Here is a 19,621-nt window from a genome sequence, read left to right on the forward strand (position 1 = left end):
GGGCTCAGGCGGAGTCCGCGAGCCGGCCGAAGGCCGACCGGTGGAAGACCAGCGGCGAGCCGGCCTCCGGGTGCTCCACGGCACGGATCTGCAGCAGGACGATGATGTGGTCGCCCGCCTCGACCTCGCGATAGATCGTGGTGTCGAAGTGCGCGACGCCGTCATCGACGACGAGGGCGCCCTTGTCGGAGACCGAGACCGCGAGCCCGTTGAAACGGGTCTCCGGCTCGCCGGCGAGCTGCCGCGCGACGTCGCCGTGGTGGGAGGCGAGGACCGTCACCCCGAGATGCGTCGCGCGCCGCAGGTCGGGCCAGGTCTTCGAGCTCGCCGCAATCGAGAACGACACCAACGGAGGGTCGAGGCTCTCGGAGCGGAAGGACGAGGCAGCCAGCCCCACGGGTACGCCGTCGATGACCGCCGCGACAGAGACGACTCCGGAGGGGAAGATCCCGAAGGCCTTGCGCAGTCGCGAGGGGTCGAGGTCCTGGTTGGTCGGGAACGAGGAGATCGTCATCAGAGCTGTCCGTGTCGGGGAGGCTGAAGGCCCTCGACGGCCCAGCGACCGAGGTGCTGGACCTTCCAGGCGGCAGGGTCGTGGAGGGTGTGCACGCGCGCGTTGCGCCAGTGCCGGTCGAGGTTCTCCGCGGTGAGCGCGGCACGGGTGCCGGCAACCTCGAAGAGTCGGGTCGTGACCTCGACGGAGACCTGCGTGGAGGAGGCTCGGGCGGCAGCCACCGCGAGCGTGGCCTCCGAGGCGGCCTCCTCGGTCAGATGGAGTGTCGCGGCATCGACGGCCCGGCCGGCCTCGGCCAGGAGCGCCTCGGTCCCGCGCACCGCCAGCTCCATCTCGCCGAACGCCTGGACGATGAGCGGGTCCTGGGCGGCGCGGTCGATGCCGTAGATGGCCACGGAGTCGGGGTAGGGCCGCGACTTCGTGGTGACGAACTTCGAGGCCTCCTCGATCGCGGCGCGCGCGATGCCGACGTCGATCGCCGAGTGCATCAGCTGGGCGTAGGAGCCGTACGTGGTCGGACCGGTGAAGGTGTCGGAGTAGTTGGTGATCCACTCCTGCGTGACCTCGACCTCGGTGAACTTCACCGTGCCCGACGCAGTCGTCCGCTGCCCGACCGCATCCCAGTCGTCGATGATCTCGACGCCCTTGGCGAGCCTGGAGACCCAGGCGACGTGCATCGGGCCGTCGACGCCGAGGTGGGTGAGGACGGGGATCCAGTCGGCGAAGAGCGCGCCCGTGCAGTAGAACTTCGTGCCGTTGAGGTGCCAGTGGTCACCGACCTCGGAGAGCGTCGTGCGGTACTCGCGGATGTGCTTGGTCCCGATCTCGGACTGGGCGTTGCCGAACCACTTGCCGGCCAGGACCTCGCCGAAGAGCAGCGCCTGCTGGGCCTTCGAGCCCTGGATGCGGAGCTGGTTGACGTAGACGAAGTGCGAGTGCGGGATCTGCCCGATGTTCGGGTCGGCGACGCTGATTCGCCGGATCACCTCGGCGACGACCGAGAACGGCAGGTCGGCGCCCCCGAACTCGGCGGGCACCGTGATGGCGAGCAGGCCCGAGGCGGCGAGCTGCGCGAGCTGGTCGCGCGGCAGGATCCGCTCCCGATCTCGTACGCCGGCACCGGTCGCGAACTCGGCGGCGAGACGCGAGGCCTCGGCCAGCGCCTCGTCGGCGGTGAGCACCGGAACGGCCGCGACGGCCTTGTCCTGAAGGGGTTCCACTGGAGGCACTGACATCACCCTCTAACTATACTAGTTTACTAGACTTTGTCTAGTCAGCCGCTCTGACTTTAGCCCGTGAATGACGTTCGGCCGACAGGCTTGCCGCGGTCCTCCACGAGTGCCCGTCCGGTCGACCTCCCGTCAGTCAGTAGCCCTTCCCCGGGTTCAGGATGCCCACGGGATCGAGAGCCGCCTTGAGGGTCCGGTGCACGGCGAGCGCTTCAGGGCCGATCTCACGCGCCAGCCAGTCCCGCTTGAGCAGTCCGACCCCATGCTCGCCCGTCACGGTGCCGCCCAGCTCGAGCGCGAGACCGAAGATCTCGTCGCCGGCAGCCACGACGCCTGCCGGGACGGGCCCCCGCGGATAGCCGACCAGCGGGTGGAGGTTGCCGTCGCCGGCGTGGGCAAAGGAGTAGATGCGGACACCATGCCGGTCGCCGATCTCGGCCACCCTTCGGAACGCCTCCGCGAGGCGGGAGCGCGGCACGCAGATGTCCTCGATCAGGACCGAGCCGAAGGCCTCGATCGACGGCAGCGCGAGCCGGCGCGCCTCGACGAGCCTCGCCGACGACTCCTCGTCGACACCCTGCTCGACCCAGGTCGCCTCCTTGCCGAGCACCTCCGCAATGGCGGTGATCTCAAGCCCGGCAGCCGGTCCGTCAGCCTGGGCGATCACGAGTGCACCGCCCCGCTGCGAGTATGTCGTGCCTTGGGCCCGGTCCACGACGCGGAGGGTCCGCTCGTCGAGCAGCTCGAGCATCGAGGGCTCGCGCCTGGCTGCAGCCACGGCGGCGCAGGCGCGCGCGGCCGCCTCGACGTCGCTGAAGGCGGCCGCCACGGTGAGGGTCTGCTCCGGCAGGGGTCGCAGGCGGAGGGTCGCGCCGACCACCACGCCGAGGGTGCCCTCCGAGCCGACGAAGAGACTTGTGAGGTCGAGACCGGCGACGCCCTTGAGGGTCTGGCGACCGGTCGAGAGGAGAGTGCCGTCGGCGAGCACCACGTCGAGCCCGAGCACCGCGTCACGCGTGACGCCGTACTTGACGCACCGAAGACCACCGGCGTTGGTGGCGATGTTGCCCCCGATGGTCGAGATCGCCGCCGACGCAGGATCGGGCGCGTAGCGCAGGCCGACCCGTCCCGCGGCGGCTTCGAGGGTGGCCGTGACCACTCCCGGCCCGACGATCGCGATCTGGTCGACGGCGTCGATCTCCTTGATCTGGTCGAGGCCGCTCACGTCGAGCACGACCTGGCCCGGCCCGGCCACCGCGGCCCCCGCGACGCCCGAGCCGCCGCCACGCGGGACGACCGGCACGACATAGTGGGAGGCAAGGCGAAGCGTCTCCCGCACCTCATCGACGGTGACCGGCCGGACCAGCACCGACGGCGGACTCTCGGGCACGACACCGGAACGGTCGAGCGCCGCCGCCGCCAGCGCGACGGGGTCGGTCGAGACGTCCTCGACGGCCGCGTCCAAGGCTGAGAGGAACCCCTCGGGCAGGCTCACGCGCCGACCCCGCGCACGATCACGGGGAGGTCGGCGCCGAGCTTGAGCCGCTCGAGGAAGAGCACGATCGTGGCCGCCACCGAGCGATGGGTGACGTCGTTGAGGATGTCGTGCCGCCCGCCCTCGACGACGTACTGCAGCACCGAGGCGGCGCCCACCCACGGCCGGAGGGCGTCGCCGACGGGCGTCACCTGGTCGTCGCGGCCATGGAGGATGAGGAGCGGCTGCGTGGGCACCGAGAGCTGGACCGACTTCCACGGCAGGTCCCGGGTGAGCGCACCGCGCTCGAAGGTGGCGTCCTCGCTGATCACCTTGCGGTACGCCGGACAGGCACTGCGTGCCTCGAGCTCGCCCTCCCACGTCTCGTCGCCCGGAGCGTCGTCGCCCGACTCCCGCAGGGCCACTCCGGCCAGGATGGCAGCATCCACCTGCAGTTCGTGGACCAGTAGGCCGGCCAAGGTGGCGCCGGTGTCGGAGCCGACGAGCACACGCGGGGAAGGCAGCTCCGGATCGGCCAACAGTGCCTCGACCGCGGCGCGCGCGCCGTCGAGGTCGTCAAGGTCGACCTCGACGAGGCGCACCCTGTAGGCGTCGGCCGAGAGACGTCGCGAGAAGCGGGTGTAGGAGGCGGCCGTGTCCCCACGCCCGGTGAGGAGGAGCAGCGTGCCGCGCGGCGCGACGCCCTCCGGCTCGTTCCAGCTCGTGGCGGCGGCATCGGGAAGGAGGGTGGTCGTCATGATTCCCATGCTCGGATCGGAGTCGTCTCGGCGTCCAAGACGACTTTGCTCAGTGCATCGATCGGGGATCGTGATGAGTTAGCCTACAAACATGAGTAACTCGCTGGACATTGAGCACCTTCGCACCCTCGTGGCGATCGCGGAGTGCGGCGGGTTCAGCAAGGCTGCCGCCGTCCGCCATGTCAGCCAGCCTGCCCTGAGCCAGCACGTCCGCCTGCTCGAGCGCGCCCTGAAGCGCAAGCTCTTCGAAAAGGACGGTCGCGTCATGCGGTTCACGTCCGAGGGCGAGCGCGTCCTCGTAGAGGCGCGCAAGATCCTCGAGGCCCACGACTCCTCGCTGCGGCTGCTCGACGCGGCCCAGCCCGACACCATCGTGGTCGGCTGCGTCGAGCACGCCGTCGAGCAGGTGCTCCCCGAGATGCTCCGCGCGCTCACCACCGCCTTTCCGGGCAGCCGCACCCGCTTCGAGATCGGCCGGTCGACGCAGCTCTACGACAACGTCGCCAAGGGCGCCGTCGACCTGGCCTTCGTGCTCGACCCGAGCGGGCGGGGTGCGGGCCACGAGGTCGGCGTCCTCCCCCTCCAGTGGTACGCCGCCCCCGGCTGGGAGCCGGAGGCCGAGGGCTTCGCGCTCGCGGCATTCGAGGAGCCGTGCGGCCTGCGCGAGCGCGCGCTCGCGCTGCTCTTCTCCGAGGGACGCCGCGTCGAGGTCACCGCAACCTCGACCACCCTCGAGGGAGTGCTCGCCGGCGTACGCGCGGGCCTGGGTGCGGCGCTCCTGCCGAGCGTCGGAGGCCGGCCGCACGGCGTCGTCGTCCGGGACGACCTGCCCGACGCCGGCGCAGTACACCTGCGCCTGCTCGGACGCCGCGGCGTCGCGCCCGAGGTCGAGGCGGCCGCCCTGGAGGCGGGGATCGCCTTCTTCGCCGGGCGCCCCGCGCTCGCCCTCGTGCACAACGCCTGAGCCGGGACACATAAGCCAGAGCAAAGCGAACCCATCCGGGTTTGCTCTTGGACGCCTGCGGGCCAGATCATCACAATTCTCGAGTAAGTCAGTCGACTTTATGCATGCCCGATCGCTCGCAGGACAGGAAGAACCATGACGATCACCGCCCCCGTCTTCGACTCCCACATTCCGGAGACCGCCGCTCCGGACGTGAAGTTCATCAGTCTCTCCCACCTCAACCCGTCCACCGAGCTCAACCCGGTCCAGGTGCCGCACGGGATCGACGTCGCGTTCTTCAAGAGGTACTTCGCGACCCTGGAGCAGTACGGCTTCGACTACACACTGCTGCCGTACGGCTCGAACAGCGCCGACTCCTTCATCACCGCGACCGCCGTCGGCGTGCTGACCGAGAACCTCCGTCCGATCGTCGCACTCCGGCCCAACACGGTCTTCCCACTCGTCGCGGCCCAGAAGCTCGCCACCCTCGACCAGCTCACCGAGGGACGCGCCGTCGTCCACCTCATCTCCGGCGGCGCCGACTCCGAGCAGGCCCGCCAGGGCGACTACCTCCCGAAGGAGAAGCGCTACGCCCGCACCAGCGAGTACATCGACCTCCTGCGGGCTGCCTGGACCGAGAAGGCCCCCTTCAGCCACGACGGCGAGTTCTACAGGTTCGACGACTTCGGCCCCGGCTTCTCGACGTACTCCGGCGAGCCGGTCCCGATCTCCATCGGCGGCCAGTCCGACGAGGCCTTCCAGGTCGGCGGCACCAAGGCCGACATCTTCTCCTTCTGGGGCGAGCCGCTTCCGGAGCTGCGCACGGAGATCGACCGGGTCAACGCCATCGCCGCCGGGGCGGCCCGGCCGAACCCGAACATCTGGGTCACCTTCCGGCCGATCATCGCGCCGACGGACGCGCAGGCGTGGGAGAAGGCCCACGAGTACGTCGCGAAGATCGGCAAGACCCACCAGCTCGTCAAGGACCTCGGGCTGCTCCGCAACGCGGACCCGAACGGCCCGCAGAACAAGGGCTCCCAGCGATCCCTCCAGTTCGCCGCCGCCTCGGAGCTCTACGACCGGGCGCTGTGGACCAAGACCGCGGCGGCCACCGGCGGGCTCGGCGCGTCCACCGCACTCGTCGGATCCCCCGAGACCGTCGCGGCCGCGATCCTGGACTACGTCGACCAGGGCGCAACACACGTCTCCATCCGCGGCTACGACACCTACGAGGACGTCATCGACTACGGCAAGCACATCCTGCCGCTCGTCCGGCAGGAGCTCGCGCACCGCAAGGCGACGGGCCAGCGCGGGCGCCTCCAGGGCGAGCACCTCGGCAACTACACCGAGGAGTACCGCACTCTGGCGACAGCAGGTCAGGCGTGAGCATCACCACGGACAGCGCGAGCACCGACACGGCTCAAACGACGTTCGACCTGCCGGTCCCCGACCTCTCCGACGAGGCCCTCGCCCGTGTCACCGCCGAGATCGCGCAGTACGCCGCGGAGTACGACCGGACCGGCGCGAACCCCGCCAAGGGCCTCGAGGCCGCGTGGCGGGCGGGTCTCGTCACCGCGACCGTCGGGAAGCAGTACGGCGGCCCCGGACTCGGCCCGCTCGAGGCGACCCGGATCGTGGCGGCACTCGGTGAGGGCGACCCGTCGGTCGCCCTCATCGTGACCAACACCCTCATGTCGCACTCCGGCCAGGCGGCCTTCGACTCCTGGTGGCCCGAGCACTACCACGACCTCCTGCGCCGCTCACTCGAGGCACCCGCCTTCGTCAACGCGATCCGCGCCGAGCCCGAGCTGGGCGCTCCCGCGCGAGGCGGCATCCCCAAGACGACCGTGACCCGGACGGAGAGCGGCTGGGTCCTCAACGGACACAAGGCCTACGCGACCGGCGGCGCCGCACTGACCTATCACACCGTCTGGGTCACCGCCGTCGAGCCCGACGGCGACCCGGAGCGGCCCCGCGTCGGTCACATCTCCGTGCCGGCCGACCTCGCCGGCATCACGTGGGTCGAGTCGTGGGACCACCTCGGCCTGCGCGCCTCGAACACGCACGACGTCGTCTACGACAACGTCGAGCTGCCTCTGGAGGCCTTCCGGGAGATCCCCCGCCAGCCCGACGGGAGCTACCGCGACCCGGCCGCCCAGGCCGGTCCGGGCAGCTTCGCCCACGCCGCCCTCTACATCGGCGTGGCCCGGGCGGCTCGCAGCGCCTTCGCCGAGTTCGCCCGCACCCGTGTGCCGAGCGCCCTGGGGAAGCCGATCGCCCAGACCGAGAGGATCCAGTCGGTCGCCGGAGAGATCGACCTGCAGATCGCGACGGCAGAGACCCTCGCCTTCGGCTCGCTGCGTCGACTCGAGGCCGGCGACCAGTCGCTGCTGCCCCAGCTCTCCGTGATCAAGGTGGCGCTCGCCCGTGCGGTGATCAACGCGACCCAGACCGCCGTCTCCGCGCTCGGCAACCCCGGCCTGACCCGCAGCAACGCCCTGGAGCGGCACCTGCGCGACGCCCTCTGCGTGCGGGTCCACCCGCCACAGGAGGACTTCGCGCTCATCCAGGACGGGCGCCGAGTCCTCGGAGCCTGACCAGCAGCTCTTCCCTCATCCCGCGCACTACCACCCGAGAACACAGAAGGAATCCGATGAACCTCACCCTCAAGAAGACTGCCCTCGCAGCCGTGGCGGCGACCACACTCCTCAGCCTCGCCGCCTGCGGTGGCGAGAGCGCGTCGGCCGGAGGCTCCGGCTCGACCGACGGCGGCGAGGTCACCTTCCTCATCGACGCCCTCAACAGCTTCAAGACCAACAGCTCGGCGTGGTCGAGCTTCGAGGGCAACGTCTACCGCAACGTGTTCGACAAGCTCGTGTACGTCGACAACGACGGCAAGGTCTCGCCATGGATCGCCGAGTCGTGGGAGAACAACGCCGACTACACGAAGTTCACCCTCCATCTCAAGACGGGCGTGACCTTCTCCGACGGCGAGAAGCTCGACGCCGCCGCCGTGGCCAAGAACCTCACCTTCTGGGCCCAGGGCGACTCGACCAAGGGCATCGCCCCCGTCGGCCTCTTCCCGAAGACCTTCAAGAGCGCCACAGCGGTCGACGACGCGACCGTCCAGGTCGACTTCTCCGCACCGACGCTGGGCTTCATCCAGACGTTGGGCTACGGCGGCACCATCCTCTACGCGCCCAAGACGCTCGAGGGCTCGGCCACCGACCAGGCGGACCTGTCGAAGGAGATCGGTTCCGGCCCGTACACCGTGAAGTCGTGGAAGGTGAACGACAACGTCGTCCTGGTCAAGCGCAAGGATTACAACTGGGGCGCGGCCGCTACGGGCAACACCGGTCCCGCCCACCTGGACGAGATCACCTTCAAGGTGAGCACCGACCCGTCGGTCCGCGTGGCGGCGGTCCAGTCCGGTCAGGCCCAGATCGCCTACAACCCCACCCCGCAGCAGATCTCCACGGTGAAGGCGGCCGGCTTCAACGTCTACACGCCGGTCTACCTCGGCTTCTCCTACGGCTGGGTGCTCAACACGTCGGTCTTCCCGCTCAACTCGACCGCCGTGCGCCAGGCACTCCAGCACGCGATCGACCGCGACGAGATCATCAAGACGGTCTACACACCGGACTGGAAGCCGGCGATCTCGTTCTTCAACAACTCCGTCCCCGGCGTCACCGACGTCAGCGCGGACTTCCAGTACGACCAGGCGCAAGCAGCGGCCCTGCTCGCCAAGGACGGCTGGGTGAAGGACAGCGACGGCGTCCTTGCCAAGGACGGCAAGGAGCTCGAGCTGACGCTCTATGCGAGCCCCTATGTGGTGGCGACCAAGCAGGTGGACCAGCTCATCTCCAACCAGCTGGCCAAACTCGGCATCAAGACCAAGATCGTCGCGTACGACGTCGTCACCTACAACCAGAAGCTGATCGGCGCCAAGGACCTCCAGATCCAGGAGCAGTCGCGCTCGATCGGTGACGCCTCGACAGCGGCGAGCGTCTTCACCAGCGCCGACAAGGGTGAGGACTGGTTCCACCTCGGCACATCGGACGCCACGATCGCGAAGCTCCGCCCGGAGATCATCGGCGCCACCGACCCGGACGCCCGCGACAAGGCCCTGGCCGAGCTGCAGAAGTACGTCATCGACCAGGGGTACTACATCCCGATCTACCAGATCGTGCAGCGCCCCCTGGTGACGTCCCCCAAGCTCAAGGACATCGTCGAGGACTCCACGACCTTCGTGGGATTCAACAACGCCACGCTGAGCGAGTGAGGCCGCGGAGATGAAGAGGAGCACCTACCTCTGGTTCGCCGCCCGGCGGATCGGACAGGCACTGGTCGTGATCGTGCTCGCCTATCTGGCGACCTTCCTGGTGCTCAGCATCCTGCCGGGTGATCCGATCTCGACGGTGCTCAACAACCCGGACAACGGCTATACCCCCGACCAGGTCGCGAAGATCATCAGCTACTTCAAGTTGGACGACCCGACGTGGGTGCAGCTCGCCCGCGCGATCTCCCGGTTCGTCTCGGGCGACCTGGGCATCTCCTACGGGACCCAGCAGCCGGTGACGCACATGATCACGCAGGTGGCGAAGTCCACCCTCGCCCTCGCCGGCGTGGGCCTCGTCGTGGCGCTCATCGTCGCCTTCGCGGTCGGCTACGGCTCCTACGCCCTGCCGAAGTGGGCGGGGCGCGACGCGCTCCGTTCGTTCCCGTCGCTCTTCCTGGCGGTGCCGAACTACGTCGTGGGTCTGCTGGTGCTCCTCTTCTTCTCCTTCAACCTCAACCTCTTCTCGGTCGTCGAGCCGGAGAGTGTCACGGCGACGCTCTTCGCCGGTCTCACCCTGGGCATCCCGGTCTCGGCACAGCTCGCCGAGGTCGTCATCGCGACGCTCAACCACGAGGCTGACCAGGAGTACGCCTCAGTGGCACGCTCCCGCGGCCTCACCAAGGGCAGGCTGTTCCTCGCCCACCTGCTCAAGCCGTCGTCCATCCCGGTCGTCACGGTGATCGCGCTCATCGTCGGCGAGCTGCTCGGTGGCGCCATCATCACCGAGCAGCTCTTCGGCCGGGATGGGATGGGCACCCTGCTGATCCGGTCGGTCTCCACCCAGGACACCCCGGTGGTCCAGGCGATGGTGGTCCTCGCAGCGGCGATCTTCGTGGTCGTGAACCTCGCGGCCGACCTCGCCTATCCCTTCCTGGACCCCCGCGTCCGCGGCACGGCACGGCGAGAGCCCAGCCTTCCCGCGCCGGGCCGTGTTCCGCGCGACGGAGGCGGCTTCGTCCCCTCGGCCCTGACCCCCTCCGCGGAGGCCTGAGATGACGATCCTCGCCATCGGCCGCTCGCCGCGGACCGGCAGCCTCGTGCGCGACCGGCGATTCCGCCTGGCCGTCCCGCCGACCGTCGTGCTCTCCTTCATCGTGCTGGCGGTCGTCGTCCTCTGGGCACTCGCACCCGGCGTCTTCGCACACCAGAACTTCGCTGCTGGAGTCCCCGACGACAAGCTCCAGGGTCCCAGTGGCGCCCACTGGTTCGGCACCGACGACCTCGGCCGCGACCTCTATGCGCGCGTCGTCCACGGCGCCCGCAGCTCGGTCACCAGCGCCCTCGTGGCGGTCGCGATCGGTGTCGTGATCGGCAGCATGATCGGTCTCGTCGCGGGCTTCTGGCGAGGCTGGATCGACACCGTCCTCGCCCGGTTCATCGACGTCATGCTGGCCTTTCCCGGCTTCCTCTTCGCCATTGCCATCGTCAGCGCTCTCGGCTTCAAGACGATCAACGCCGCCATCGCCACGGGCGTCACCGCGATCGCCGTCTTCGCCCGCGTGATGCGTGCGGAGGTGATCAAGGTCCGTGATGCCACCTTCATCGAGGCCGCCTACCTCCAGGGCGGGTCGCGCTGGCGGGTGCTGCTCACCCACGTCCTGCCGAACGCGACGCGGTCGATCATCCCGCTTGCCGTCCTCCAGTTCGGGCTGGCGATCCTGGTCATCGCCGGCCTCGCCTTCCTCGGCTACGGCGATCCGCCCCCGGCCTCGGACTGGGGACTTCTGATCGCCGACGGCGAGAAGTTCACCTTCGCGCCGTGGCTCATCTACTGGCCGTCGATCGTGATCGTCGTGACCGTTCTCTCCATCAACCGCATCAGCCGCTGGCTCCGGAGGACCGCATGAGCATCCAGCCCACAGCCCCACTGCTGAGCGTCACCGGGCTGCACGTGGCCTATGGCCACACCGAGGTCGTCACCGACGTGGACTTCACCCTCGGCCAGGGCGAGAGCCTCGCCCTGATCGGCGAGTCCGGCTCCGGCAAGTCGACCATCGCCCGCGCCATCCTCCGGCTTCTGCCGCGCGACCTCGGTCGTACGTCGGGCGAGGTCCGGTTCGACGGCCGGGAGGTCCTCCACCTGCCCGAGCGGCAGTTCCGGCCGTTGCGCGGTCGTCAGATCGGCTTCGTGCCACAGGATCCGCAGAACTCCCTCAACCATGTGCGCACCGTCGGTGCGCAGGCGCGCGAGGCGGTCGACCTGCTGGACGAGAAGCTGACCAGGGCCGAGGGACGCGAGCTGATCCTCGAGACGCTCCACCAGGTCGGCCTCCCGAACCCCAAACGGGTCTTCGAGTCCTATCCGCACGAACTCTCCGGCGGCATGCTCCAGCGGGTCCTGATCGGCCTGACGGTCCTTCCGCGGCCGCGGCTGATCGTCGCCGACGAGCCGACCTCGGCTCTCGACGTGACGATCCAGAAGCGGATCCTCGACCTGCTCGCCGAGCAGCAGCGAGAGCATGGGATCAGCCTGCTGCTGATCACCCACGACCTGGCCATCGCGGCCGACCGCACCGACTCGCTGGTCGTGCTCAAGGACGGCCACATCGAGGAGACCGGCGACACGGCGGCTGTGTTCACCGCGCCGAGGTCGGCGTACGCCCGGCGGCTCCACGCCGACGTCCCGGCTCTCAACCCCGACCGCTATCGCGAACTCCGCGACGCGGCCGCGCCCCGCGACCCGACCACGGCGCCGAAGATCGAGTTCCGCTCGGTGACCAAGGAGTTCGCCGTGGACGGACACGAGATCGCCGCGGTGGACGACGCGTCCTTCCGGATCGCTCCGGGGTCGACGCATGCGCTGGTGGGCGAGTCCGGGTCGGGGAAGACCACGTCGATCCGGCTCCTCCTGGGCCTGGAGACGCCGAGCGACGGCGAGGTCCTCATCGACGGCCAGGTCGTCAGCGGGCGCTCCCACGCCGACCTGCGCGACGTACGTCGTCAGCTCCAGCTCGTCTACCAGAACCCGTTCACCTCACTTGACCCGAGCTGGAGGATCGAGCGGATCATCCGCGAGCCCCTCGACCGCTACGGCGTCGGCACCCGCGCCGAGCGGCGCGAGCGTGTCCGCCAGGCCGTGGCCAACGTCGGCCTCGCCGAACACCTCCTGGACCGACGGCCGACCAATCTGTCCGGCGGCCAGCGCCAGCGGGTGGCCATCGCGCGCTCCCTGGTGCTCAAGCCCGACGTGATCGTGCTCGACGAGCCGACCTCGGCGCTCGACGTGAGCGTGCAGGCTGACATCCTCGACGTCCTGGTCCGGCTCCAGGCGGAGCTCGGCCTCACGTATGTCTTCGTCTCCCACGACCTCGCGATCGTGAAGCAGATCGCCCACACCGTCACGGTGATGAACCGGGGCCGGATCGTCGAGCAGGGGCCGGTCGAGCGCGTTCTCGCCAACCCGCGGACCGACTACACCCGTGAGCTGATCGCCGCCATCCCAGGCCGCGAGCTGGCGCTGACCGAGGAGCCGCAGGAAGCGACCGCATGACAGTGGTCGAGTCGAGCGCGCACTGGGGCACCTTCGAGCTCACCCTCGAGGACGGTGTCCTGACCGACGCCCGCCCCCACGCCGATGACCCGGACGCCTCCCCTGCCATCGGCAACGTCGTCTCGGGTCATCGGCACCGCAGCCGCGTGCTGCGACCGGCGGTGCGCAGGGCATGGCTCGAGCGAGGACCGAGGCCCGATGCGTCGCGGGGCGAGCCCTCGTCGTCGTACGTCGAGGTCGACTGGTCCACCGCGCTCGACCTCGTCGCCGGCGAGCTCGACCGGATCCGCACCACGGACGGCAACAGCGCGATCTACGGCGGCTCCTACGGGTGGAGCAGCGCCGGGCGGCTGCACCACGCCCAGGGTCAGCTGCACCGGTTCCTCAACCTGATCGGGGGCTACACCCGCTCGGTCGGTGACTACAGCCGCGGAGCCAGCATGGCGCTGCTGCCCTACCTCGTCGGCCACGAGGGGATGATGGCGCTGCGCTTCGCGCCGGTCTCGTGGCGCCACATCGCAGAGCACACCGACCTGCTCGTCACCTTCGGCGGGATGCGCCGCTCCAACACCTGGGTGGTGCCGGGCGGCCACGACCGCCACACCGCCTCCGGTCGGGCCCGCGAGGTTGGGCGGACCACCCGTGTCGTCTCGCTCAGCGCGCAGCGTGACGACGCGTTCGAGGACCTCGCCGCCGAGTGGGTCGGCGTCATGCCGGCCACTGACACAGCCCTCATCCTCGCGCTGATCCATGTGCTCGTCGCCGACGGCCTCGCAGACGACGCCTTCCTCGCGACCCACACCGTCGGTGCGGAGCGGGTGCGCGCCTACGTCCTCGGCGAGACCGACGGGATCGCCAAGACCCCGGAATGGGCGGAGGCGATCACGCGCACCCCGGCAGTGCGGATCACGCGACTGGCCCACGAGATGGCCGCCGGACGCACCCTGATCAACGTCGCTTACGCGGTCCAGCGCGGCGAGCACGGCGAGCAGCCGGTCTGGGCGGCGCTGACGCTGGCGGCGTTCCTCGGCCAGATCGGTCTGCCCGGCGGCGGCTTCACGCACGGCTTCGGCTCGATGGGCGACTACGGCGTCGGGGTGCTGCCCGTCCCGCTGCCCACCTTCCCCCAAGGAGCCAACCCGGTCCCGGACTTCATCCCGTGCGCCCGGATCAGCGATCTGCTCCTCCGCCCGGGCGAGACGATCCCGTTCGACGGCCGGCATGTCACCTACCCGCGGATCCGCCTCGCCTACTGGGCGGGCGGAAACCCGTTCCATCACCACCAGGACCTGCGGCGGCTGCAGCGCGCCCTTGCCCAGCTCGACACCCTCGTCATCCACGAGACGCACTGGACGCCGACCGCACGACACGCCGACATCGTGCTGCCGGTGGCCAGCACGCTCGAGCGCGACGACATCGCGGCAGGTGCCGGCGACGCCCGACTGCGGGCGATGCCTCGCGTCACCGAGCCCGTGGGTGAGGCCCGCGAGGAGCTGTGGATCTACACCGAGCTCGGCCGCCGGCTCGGCGCGACGTCGCCGAGGGGCTCGACTCGCGCCAGTGGTTGGAGCGGATCTACGAGGAGTGGCGCAGCCGGGAGACGTCGCCGGAGGCGCCACCCTTCCAGGAGTTCTGGACGGAGGGCGGCGTCGACCTGCCCACAACGCAGTACGACGCCGCGAGCTCCGTCTTCAGCGCGTTCCGGACCGATCCCGAGGCCCACCCGCTCCACACGCCGAGCGGTCGGATCGAGCTGTGGTCACAGACCATCGCCGACCTGGACCTGCCCGACATCGCCGGTCATGCCGCCTGGCTGGAGCCGACCCAGTGGTGGGGCTCACCCCTGGCCGCCGAGTTCGACCTGCACCTGCTGGCCAACCAGCCCAGCCACCGCCTGCACAGCCAGCTCGACATGGGTGAGGCCAGCCAGTCGACGAAGGTCTCCGGCCGTGAGCCACTGCGGATCCACCCCGCGGACGCCACCGCGCGGGGGCTCGAGGACGGCGACGTCGTCCTCGTGCGCAGCCCTCAGGGAAGCCTCCTCGCCGGCGTGCGGATCAGCGACGCGCTCCTGCCGGGCGTCGTCCAGATGCACACCGGCGCCTGGTTCGACCCCAGCTCGCCCGAGGTGGCCGACTGCGTGAACGGCAACGTGAACGTGCTCACCCGCGACGCCCCGACCTCGGCGCTCACCCAGTCCAACACCGGCGCGCACGTCCTCGTCGCCGTCACCCGGCACGCCGGCGAGGTTCCTCCCGTCCGCGCCTATGGCCCACCGCCGTTCGTCACCACCACTGAGGAGATCCATGTCTGAGAAGCGCTACGTGATCATCGGCGCCGGCGCCGTCGGCGGAGCCCTGGCCGCACAGCTCGTGCCCGCCGGGTTCGACGTGGTCCTGGTCGCTCGTGGCGAGCACGGCAAGCGGATCGCGACCGACGGGCTGCGCGTGCTGCGCCCGACCGGCACCGAAGTGATCGACGTCGTCGTGGCCGAGGGACCCGACGACGTACCCCTGTCGCGGGGCGACGTCCTGCTCCTCACCGTGAAGACCCAGGACGCAGAGGCCACCCTCGCAGACTGGGCCTGGCAGCCGGTCCACGACGGATCGGGATCCGTCGTCGGGTCGGCTGCCACGGACCTCCCGATCGTGACCTTCCAGAACGGCCGGGCGACCGAGGATCTCGCCCTGCGGCGCTTCCACCACGTTCTCGGCGCGACGATCAGCGTCGCGGCCGGTTTCGTCACTCCCGGCGAGATCGTCTCACCGTCCCTCGACCCGGCCGCGCTCGTCTGGGTCGGACGTCACCCCGACGGGCACGACGAGCTCGCCGAGGAGATCGCCGACGACCTCACCGCCGCGGGCACCGCGGCCTGGCCGGTGACGGACCTCGCCGCGCACAAGGCCGCCAAGCTGCTCGGCAACCTGGCCTGGAACGGCCTGGCGCTGCTGGAGGGCCCCGAGGAGGAGAAGGCCGAGGCCGCGCGGCTGCTGCGGGAGGAGGCGGTGGCCGTCTTCGCCGCCGCCGGCGTTGCGCTCCCGCCGGGGAACGAGCTCGACCACCGCGGCACCAACCTCCAGGTCCAGACGGTGCCCGGCTACACGCCGCGGGGCTCCACGTGGCAGAGCTTCGCCCGCGGCGCCTCCAGCGAGATTGACTATCTCAACGGCGAGATCACCCTGCTGGCCCGCACGTACGGTGTTCCGGCGCCTCTCAACCGCCGACTTCAGGAGCTTCTCGGCGCACCCCATCTCGCCGATCAGCGGACCTTCGCCGCCCTGCTCGCCGCTGCCGCTGATGAGTAGGGGCGCGCTGCAGCGCAGTACCCTCGGCGCCCAGGTCCGCGGCGCACTCGACCACCCCCTCCCTGCCTTCGTCGCCCTGCTGAGCGGAGTGCTCAACGGCGCGACCATGGTGGTCGGCGCGGTCGCGGTCGGCTGGGCCACCGACCACCTCGTCGTCCCCGCTCTTGGCGGCCACCACGTGACCACTTCCGACTGGGCGATCAGCGCGCTGCTCATCCTCGGTATCTCCGCGGTGCGCTGGACGACCATCTTCGTCCGCGGCATCGCCACCGGGCGTGTCCAGCACCGCGCCCAGGCCGAGACCCGGCGCGCCGTCGTACGCCGCTATCTCGAGCTCGACCCCGCATGGCACCGGCGTCGCTCGCCGGGCCAGCTCCTGGCCCATGCCGTCTCCGACGTCGATGCGCTCTGGTCACCGATGCAGTGGGCCTACTTCGCCTGCGGCATGGTCTTCATGCTGTTCTTCGCGCTCGTCGAGCTGTTCCTGCGCGACCTGACACTCGGGCTGATCGCCGTCGTCCTCGTCGCGCTGGTGCTGGGCATCAACACGGCCTACCAGCGTCTCCTCATCCCGCAGGCGCGTGCCGCGCAAGCGGCCCGGGCGGTGGTCGGCTCGGTCGCGCATGAGTCGATCGAGGGCACTCCCGTGGTGCGCAGCCTCGGCCTGGTCACCGAGGAGCTCGCCCGGTTCTCACCGGGCGTGCGAGGCCTCGAAGGCGCCGACCTGAGCATCGCCCGGGTGAGCTCGGTCTTCGATCCCCTGCTCGAGCTGCTCCCGACCGCCGCCATCCTGGCCGTCCTGGCTGCGAGCACCCCGCGGATCGCAGCCGGAGAGCTGACCGTCGGCGACCTGGTGGGCGTCGTCTACCTGCTCCTCACGATCTCGATTCCGCTCAACGTGATCAGCCGGTTCCTGTCCATCCTGCCGATGTCGAGCGCCGGACGGGAGCGGGTCGAGGGCATCCTGTCCCACCCCGACGTGCTCCGCTTCGGTGACCAGGCGCTGCTGGCGCCGGGCCCTCTCGAGGTCTCGCTCCGCGGCGCCACCGTGGTGCGCGACGGGCAGGAGTTGCTCCACATCGACGAGCTCACGCTGCCCGCCGGCAGCATCACCGCCGTGGTCGGGGCGGTCGGCTCCGGGAAGACCACGCTCCTCGACATCGCAGGCGGGCAGCTCCACCCCACCTCCGGCCAGGTGGCCTTCGACGACGTCGACGTCCGTGACCTGGCCCGTGGCGTGGTGCCGAGCACCGTCGCCCACGTCTCCCAGTCACCGTTCCTCTTCGCTGAGTCGATCCGGGACAACCTCTCCCTCAGCGGACATCCGCGTGCTCGTCGTCCCTACGCCGAGGCCGAGCTGTGGGCCGCCCTCGAGGTCGCCTCCGCGGCCGAGATCGTCCGCGGACTCCCGGATGGCCTCGACACCGTGGTCGGCGAGCGCGGGGCGACGCTCTCGGGCGGCCAGCGCCAGCGGATCTGCCTCGCCCGGGCGATCGTCCGCCAGCCGCGGCTCCTCGTCCTCGACGACGCGACGTCAGCCCTCGACCCGCGCGTCGAGCGGCAGGTGCTCAGCGATCTGGACCGGCTCGCCCGCGCCGGCGGCCCCACGGTCCTCATCGTCGCCAACCGGCCCTCGACCGTCGCGATCGCCGACCAGGTCGTCCTCCTCGAGGCCGGCCGGATCGCCGCGGTCGGCAGCCACGCCGACCTGATGGCGACCACCCCGGAGTACGCCCGGATCGTGACCGCCTACGACACCACCCCCGAAGCCCTGCACGCCGGGGAGGACGAGCATGTCGCTTGCTGACCTCTCCCACGTCGGCCCTCGGCGTCTCGTCGCCGCGTCGATCCGAGCGACCCCGGTCCTGGCCTCCGGTCTCCCCTTCACGCTGCTGCTGGCCCTGCTCGGCGGCGCCGGCCGGATCGTGGCCCCGCTGACCGTGCAGCACGCGATCGACGCGCACCTCGCCGCCGCTGTGGTCGACCGCGCCGTACTCGTCGGCACGATCGCCTTGGTGGTCGCATGGGCGTCGTCGCTGCGGCTCAACCGACGACTCCAGTCCCGGGTGGAGGCTGCTTTGGCGAAGCTGCGGCTCGACGGCCTGGCGCGGATCCATGACATGCCGGCCACGACCGCCGACATGACACCCAGCGCCGACCTGGTGGCACGGCTCACCAGCGACCTCGACCAGGTGACGACGTACGTCCAGGGCGGCGGGCTGCAGATGGTCACCAACCTCGCCCAGCTGCTCATCTCAGCTGGCCTCCTGCTGGTCTACTCGTGGGTGCTCTCGCTGCCGGTCTTCGCCATTGCCGTGCTGCTGGTGGTCGTCATGCTCACGGTGCAGAAGGTGATCGCCCGCCGCTTCGCGCTGGTGCGCGTCGAGTTGGCCCGCATGCAGAGCGTCGTCGCCGAGGCGGTGATCGGCGCTCCCGTGATCCGGTCGACCGGCACCGACGAGCGGACCCGCGCCCGGCTCGACGAGGCGGTCGACCGTGCCCGCGACAGCCAGCTGCGCTCGTTGGGACCGCTGCACGCCAACACGTCGTTCGGCGAGATGGCGATCTCGACGATCACAACCGTGGTCATCCTCGGCGGAGTCTGGTGGGCGCTGCTCGGCTCACCCGCCGAGCCCCGCCTCACGAGTGGACAGCTGGTGGCGATGGTCTTCCTCGTCACGTTCTTCGTCCGGCCCCTGCAGTTCATGGTGCAGAGCCTCGGCGAGGCCCAGAACGCGCTCACCGGCTGGCGCCGGGCACTCGAGGTGGTCGCCACGCCGAGCGGGACCGTCGTCGACGGACGCGAGTTGCCGCCCGGACCAGTGGCCGTTGACCTGCGCGAGGTCTCCGCACGGTACGGCGACGGCCCGCTCGTCCTCGAAGGCGTCAGCCTCCACATCCACCCCGGAGAGCACATCGCCGTCGTCGGCCGGACCGGCAGCGGCAAGTCGACCTTCGCCAAGCTGCTCACCCGCCGGATCAACCCCGCGGATGGCGACCTGTGCCTGGGCGGCATCCCGATCGGTGAGCTCGCCGACACACCGGGGCGGGTCGTCATCGTGCCGCAGGACCCCTTCCTCTTCGACGGGACGCTGGCCGCCAACCTGCGTCTCGGCGCAAGGAACGCGACCGACGACGAGCTGATCGCGGGGCTCGACGCGCTCGGACTCGCCGACTGGTTCGCGATCCTGCCGGACGGCCTCGAGACGCGGGTGGGGCTGCGCGGGGAGCGGCTCTCCGTCGGTGAGCGCCAGCTGGTCGCACTGGCCCGGACCGCCCTGGCCGACCCGGACCTCGTCGTGCTCGACGAGGCCACCAGCGGCATCGACCCGGCCACCGACGTCGCCGTCCAGACCGCCCTGCGGACTCTCTCCGAGGGGCGCACCACCGTGTCCATCGCCCACCGCATGATCACCGCCGCCACCGCGGACCGGGTCCTCGTCTTCCACGACGGACGCCTCGTCCAGGACGGCCCGCACCACGAGCTGCTCGAGCAGGACGGCCCCTACGCCGGACTCGTCGGAGCCTGGCAGCGCAGCACAGCCCGCACACCCCTCTGAAAGGCCTCC

15 protein-coding genes and 1 pseudogene are annotated in these 19,621 nt (G+C 70.4%); 12 read left to right on the forward strand and 4 right to left on the reverse strand.

All coding sequences use genetic code 11. The annotated features are described in order from the left end of the window. Nucleotides 1-4: 4 nt before the first annotated feature. From LH076_RS13290 to LH076_RS13305, 4 genes are all read right to left on the reverse strand, one after another. Nucleotides 5-514, reverse strand: a complete 510-nt coding sequence (locus LH076_RS13290) for a flavin reductase family protein (RefSeq protein WP_227781221.1) — start codon at nucleotides 512-514, stop codon at nucleotides 5-7. Next, complete coding sequence (locus tag LH076_RS13295; protein WP_227781222.1) at nucleotides 514-1,743, reverse strand: SfnB family sulfur acquisition oxidoreductase; 1,230 nt, start codon at nucleotides 1,741-1,743, stop codon at nucleotides 514-516. The genes LH076_RS13290 and LH076_RS13295 overlap by 1 nt, the downstream gene beginning before the upstream one ends. 136 nt (nucleotides 1,744-1,879) lie before the next feature. Continuing rightward, nucleotides 1,880-3,238 carry an FAD-binding oxidoreductase gene (locus tag LH076_RS13300; protein ID WP_227781223.1) on the reverse strand — a complete coding sequence of 453 codons (1,359 nt, stop codon included), beginning with the start codon at nucleotides 3,236-3,238 and terminating at the stop codon, nucleotides 1,880-1,882. After that, nucleotides 3,235-3,975: an alpha/beta hydrolase gene (locus LH076_RS13305; protein ID WP_227781224.1), complete on the reverse strand. Its 741-nt coding sequence runs from the start codon at nucleotides 3,973-3,975 to the stop codon at nucleotides 3,235-3,237. The genes LH076_RS13300 and LH076_RS13305 overlap by 4 nt, the downstream gene beginning before the upstream one ends. 91 nt (nucleotides 3,976-4,066) lie before the next feature. On the opposite strand from LH076_RS13305, the gene LH076_RS13310 reads away from it, so the two are divergent. The 12 genes and pseudogenes from LH076_RS13310 (at nucleotide 4,067) to LH076_RS13365 (ending at nucleotide 19,612) form a co-directional block, all read left to right on the forward strand. After that, nucleotides 4,067-4,939 carry a LysR family transcriptional regulator gene (locus LH076_RS13310; RefSeq protein WP_227781225.1) on the forward strand — a complete coding sequence of 291 codons (873 nt, stop codon included), beginning with the start codon at nucleotides 4,067-4,069 and terminating at the stop codon, nucleotides 4,937-4,939. A gap of 135 nt (nucleotides 4,940-5,074) precedes the next feature. Continuing rightward, nucleotides 5,075-6,304 (forward strand): LLM class flavin-dependent oxidoreductase, encoded by a 1,230-nt coding sequence (locus tag LH076_RS13315; protein WP_227781226.1) that lies wholly within the window; start codon nucleotides 5,075-5,077, stop codon nucleotides 6,302-6,304. Next, nucleotides 6,301-7,515: an acyl-CoA dehydrogenase family protein gene (locus LH076_RS13320; protein ID WP_227781227.1), complete on the forward strand. Its 1,215-nt coding sequence runs from the start codon at nucleotides 6,301-6,303 to the stop codon at nucleotides 7,513-7,515. Before LH076_RS13315 ends, LH076_RS13320 begins: the two co-directional genes overlap by 4 nt. A 56-nt stretch (nucleotides 7,516-7,571) precedes the next feature. After that, the gene (locus tag LH076_RS13325; protein ID WP_227781228.1) at nucleotides 7,572-9,200 is read left to right on the forward strand and encodes an ABC transporter substrate-binding protein; all 1,629 of its coding nucleotides are present in this window, start codon (nucleotides 7,572-7,574) and stop codon (nucleotides 9,198-9,200) included. Nucleotides 9,201-9,210: 10 nt separating this feature from the next. After that, complete coding sequence (locus tag LH076_RS13330) at nucleotides 9,211-10,248, forward strand: ABC transporter permease (protein ID WP_227781229.1); 1,038 nt, start codon at nucleotides 9,211-9,213, stop codon at nucleotides 10,246-10,248. A gap of 1 nt (nucleotide 10,249) precedes the next feature. Continuing rightward, on the forward strand, nucleotides 10,250-11,104 hold the full coding sequence (locus LH076_RS13335) for an ABC transporter permease (RefSeq protein WP_227781230.1): 855 nt from the start codon (nucleotides 10,250-10,252) through the stop codon (nucleotides 11,102-11,104). Next, nucleotides 11,101-12,747 carry a dipeptide ABC transporter ATP-binding protein gene (locus tag LH076_RS13340; RefSeq protein ID WP_227781231.1) on the forward strand — a complete coding sequence of 549 codons (1,647 nt, stop codon included), beginning with the start codon at nucleotides 11,101-11,103 and terminating at the stop codon, nucleotides 12,745-12,747. Before LH076_RS13335 ends, LH076_RS13340 begins: the two co-directional genes overlap by 4 nt. After that, a pseudogene (locus tag LH076_RS13345) lies at nucleotides 12,744-14,207 on the forward strand (molybdopterin-dependent oxidoreductase); the annotation flags it as partial. The gene LH076_RS13340 and the pseudogene LH076_RS13345, both read left to right, overlap by 4 nt. A 35-nt stretch (nucleotides 14,208-14,242) precedes the next feature. Next, nucleotides 14,243-15,061 carry a molybdopterin dinucleotide binding domain-containing protein gene (locus tag LH076_RS13350; protein ID WP_227781232.1) on the forward strand — a complete coding sequence of 273 codons (819 nt, stop codon included), beginning with the start codon at nucleotides 14,243-14,245 and terminating at the stop codon, nucleotides 15,059-15,061. Next, nucleotides 15,054-16,052, forward strand: coding sequence for a ketopantoate reductase family protein (locus tag LH076_RS13355; protein WP_227781233.1), 999 nt, complete (start codon nucleotides 15,054-15,056; stop codon nucleotides 16,050-16,052). The genes LH076_RS13350 and LH076_RS13355 overlap by 8 nt, the downstream gene beginning before the upstream one ends. Then, entirely contained in the window at nucleotides 16,045-17,859 is a 1,815-nt protein-coding gene (locus LH076_RS13360; RefSeq protein ID WP_227781234.1) for an ABC transporter ATP-binding protein, read from the forward strand. The genes LH076_RS13355 and LH076_RS13360 overlap by 8 nt, the downstream gene beginning before the upstream one ends. Continuing rightward, on the forward strand, nucleotides 17,846-19,612 hold the full coding sequence (locus LH076_RS13365; protein WP_227781235.1) for an ABC transporter ATP-binding protein: 1,767 nt from the start codon (nucleotides 17,846-17,848) through the stop codon (nucleotides 19,610-19,612). Before LH076_RS13360 ends, LH076_RS13365 begins: the two co-directional genes overlap by 14 nt. Nucleotides 19,613-19,621 lie beyond the last annotated feature (9 nt).

The organism is Nocardioides sp. Kera G14, from assembly GCF_020715565.1.
Taxonomy (GTDB): Bacteria; Actinomycetota; Actinomycetes; order Propionibacteriales; family Nocardioidaceae; genus Nocardioides.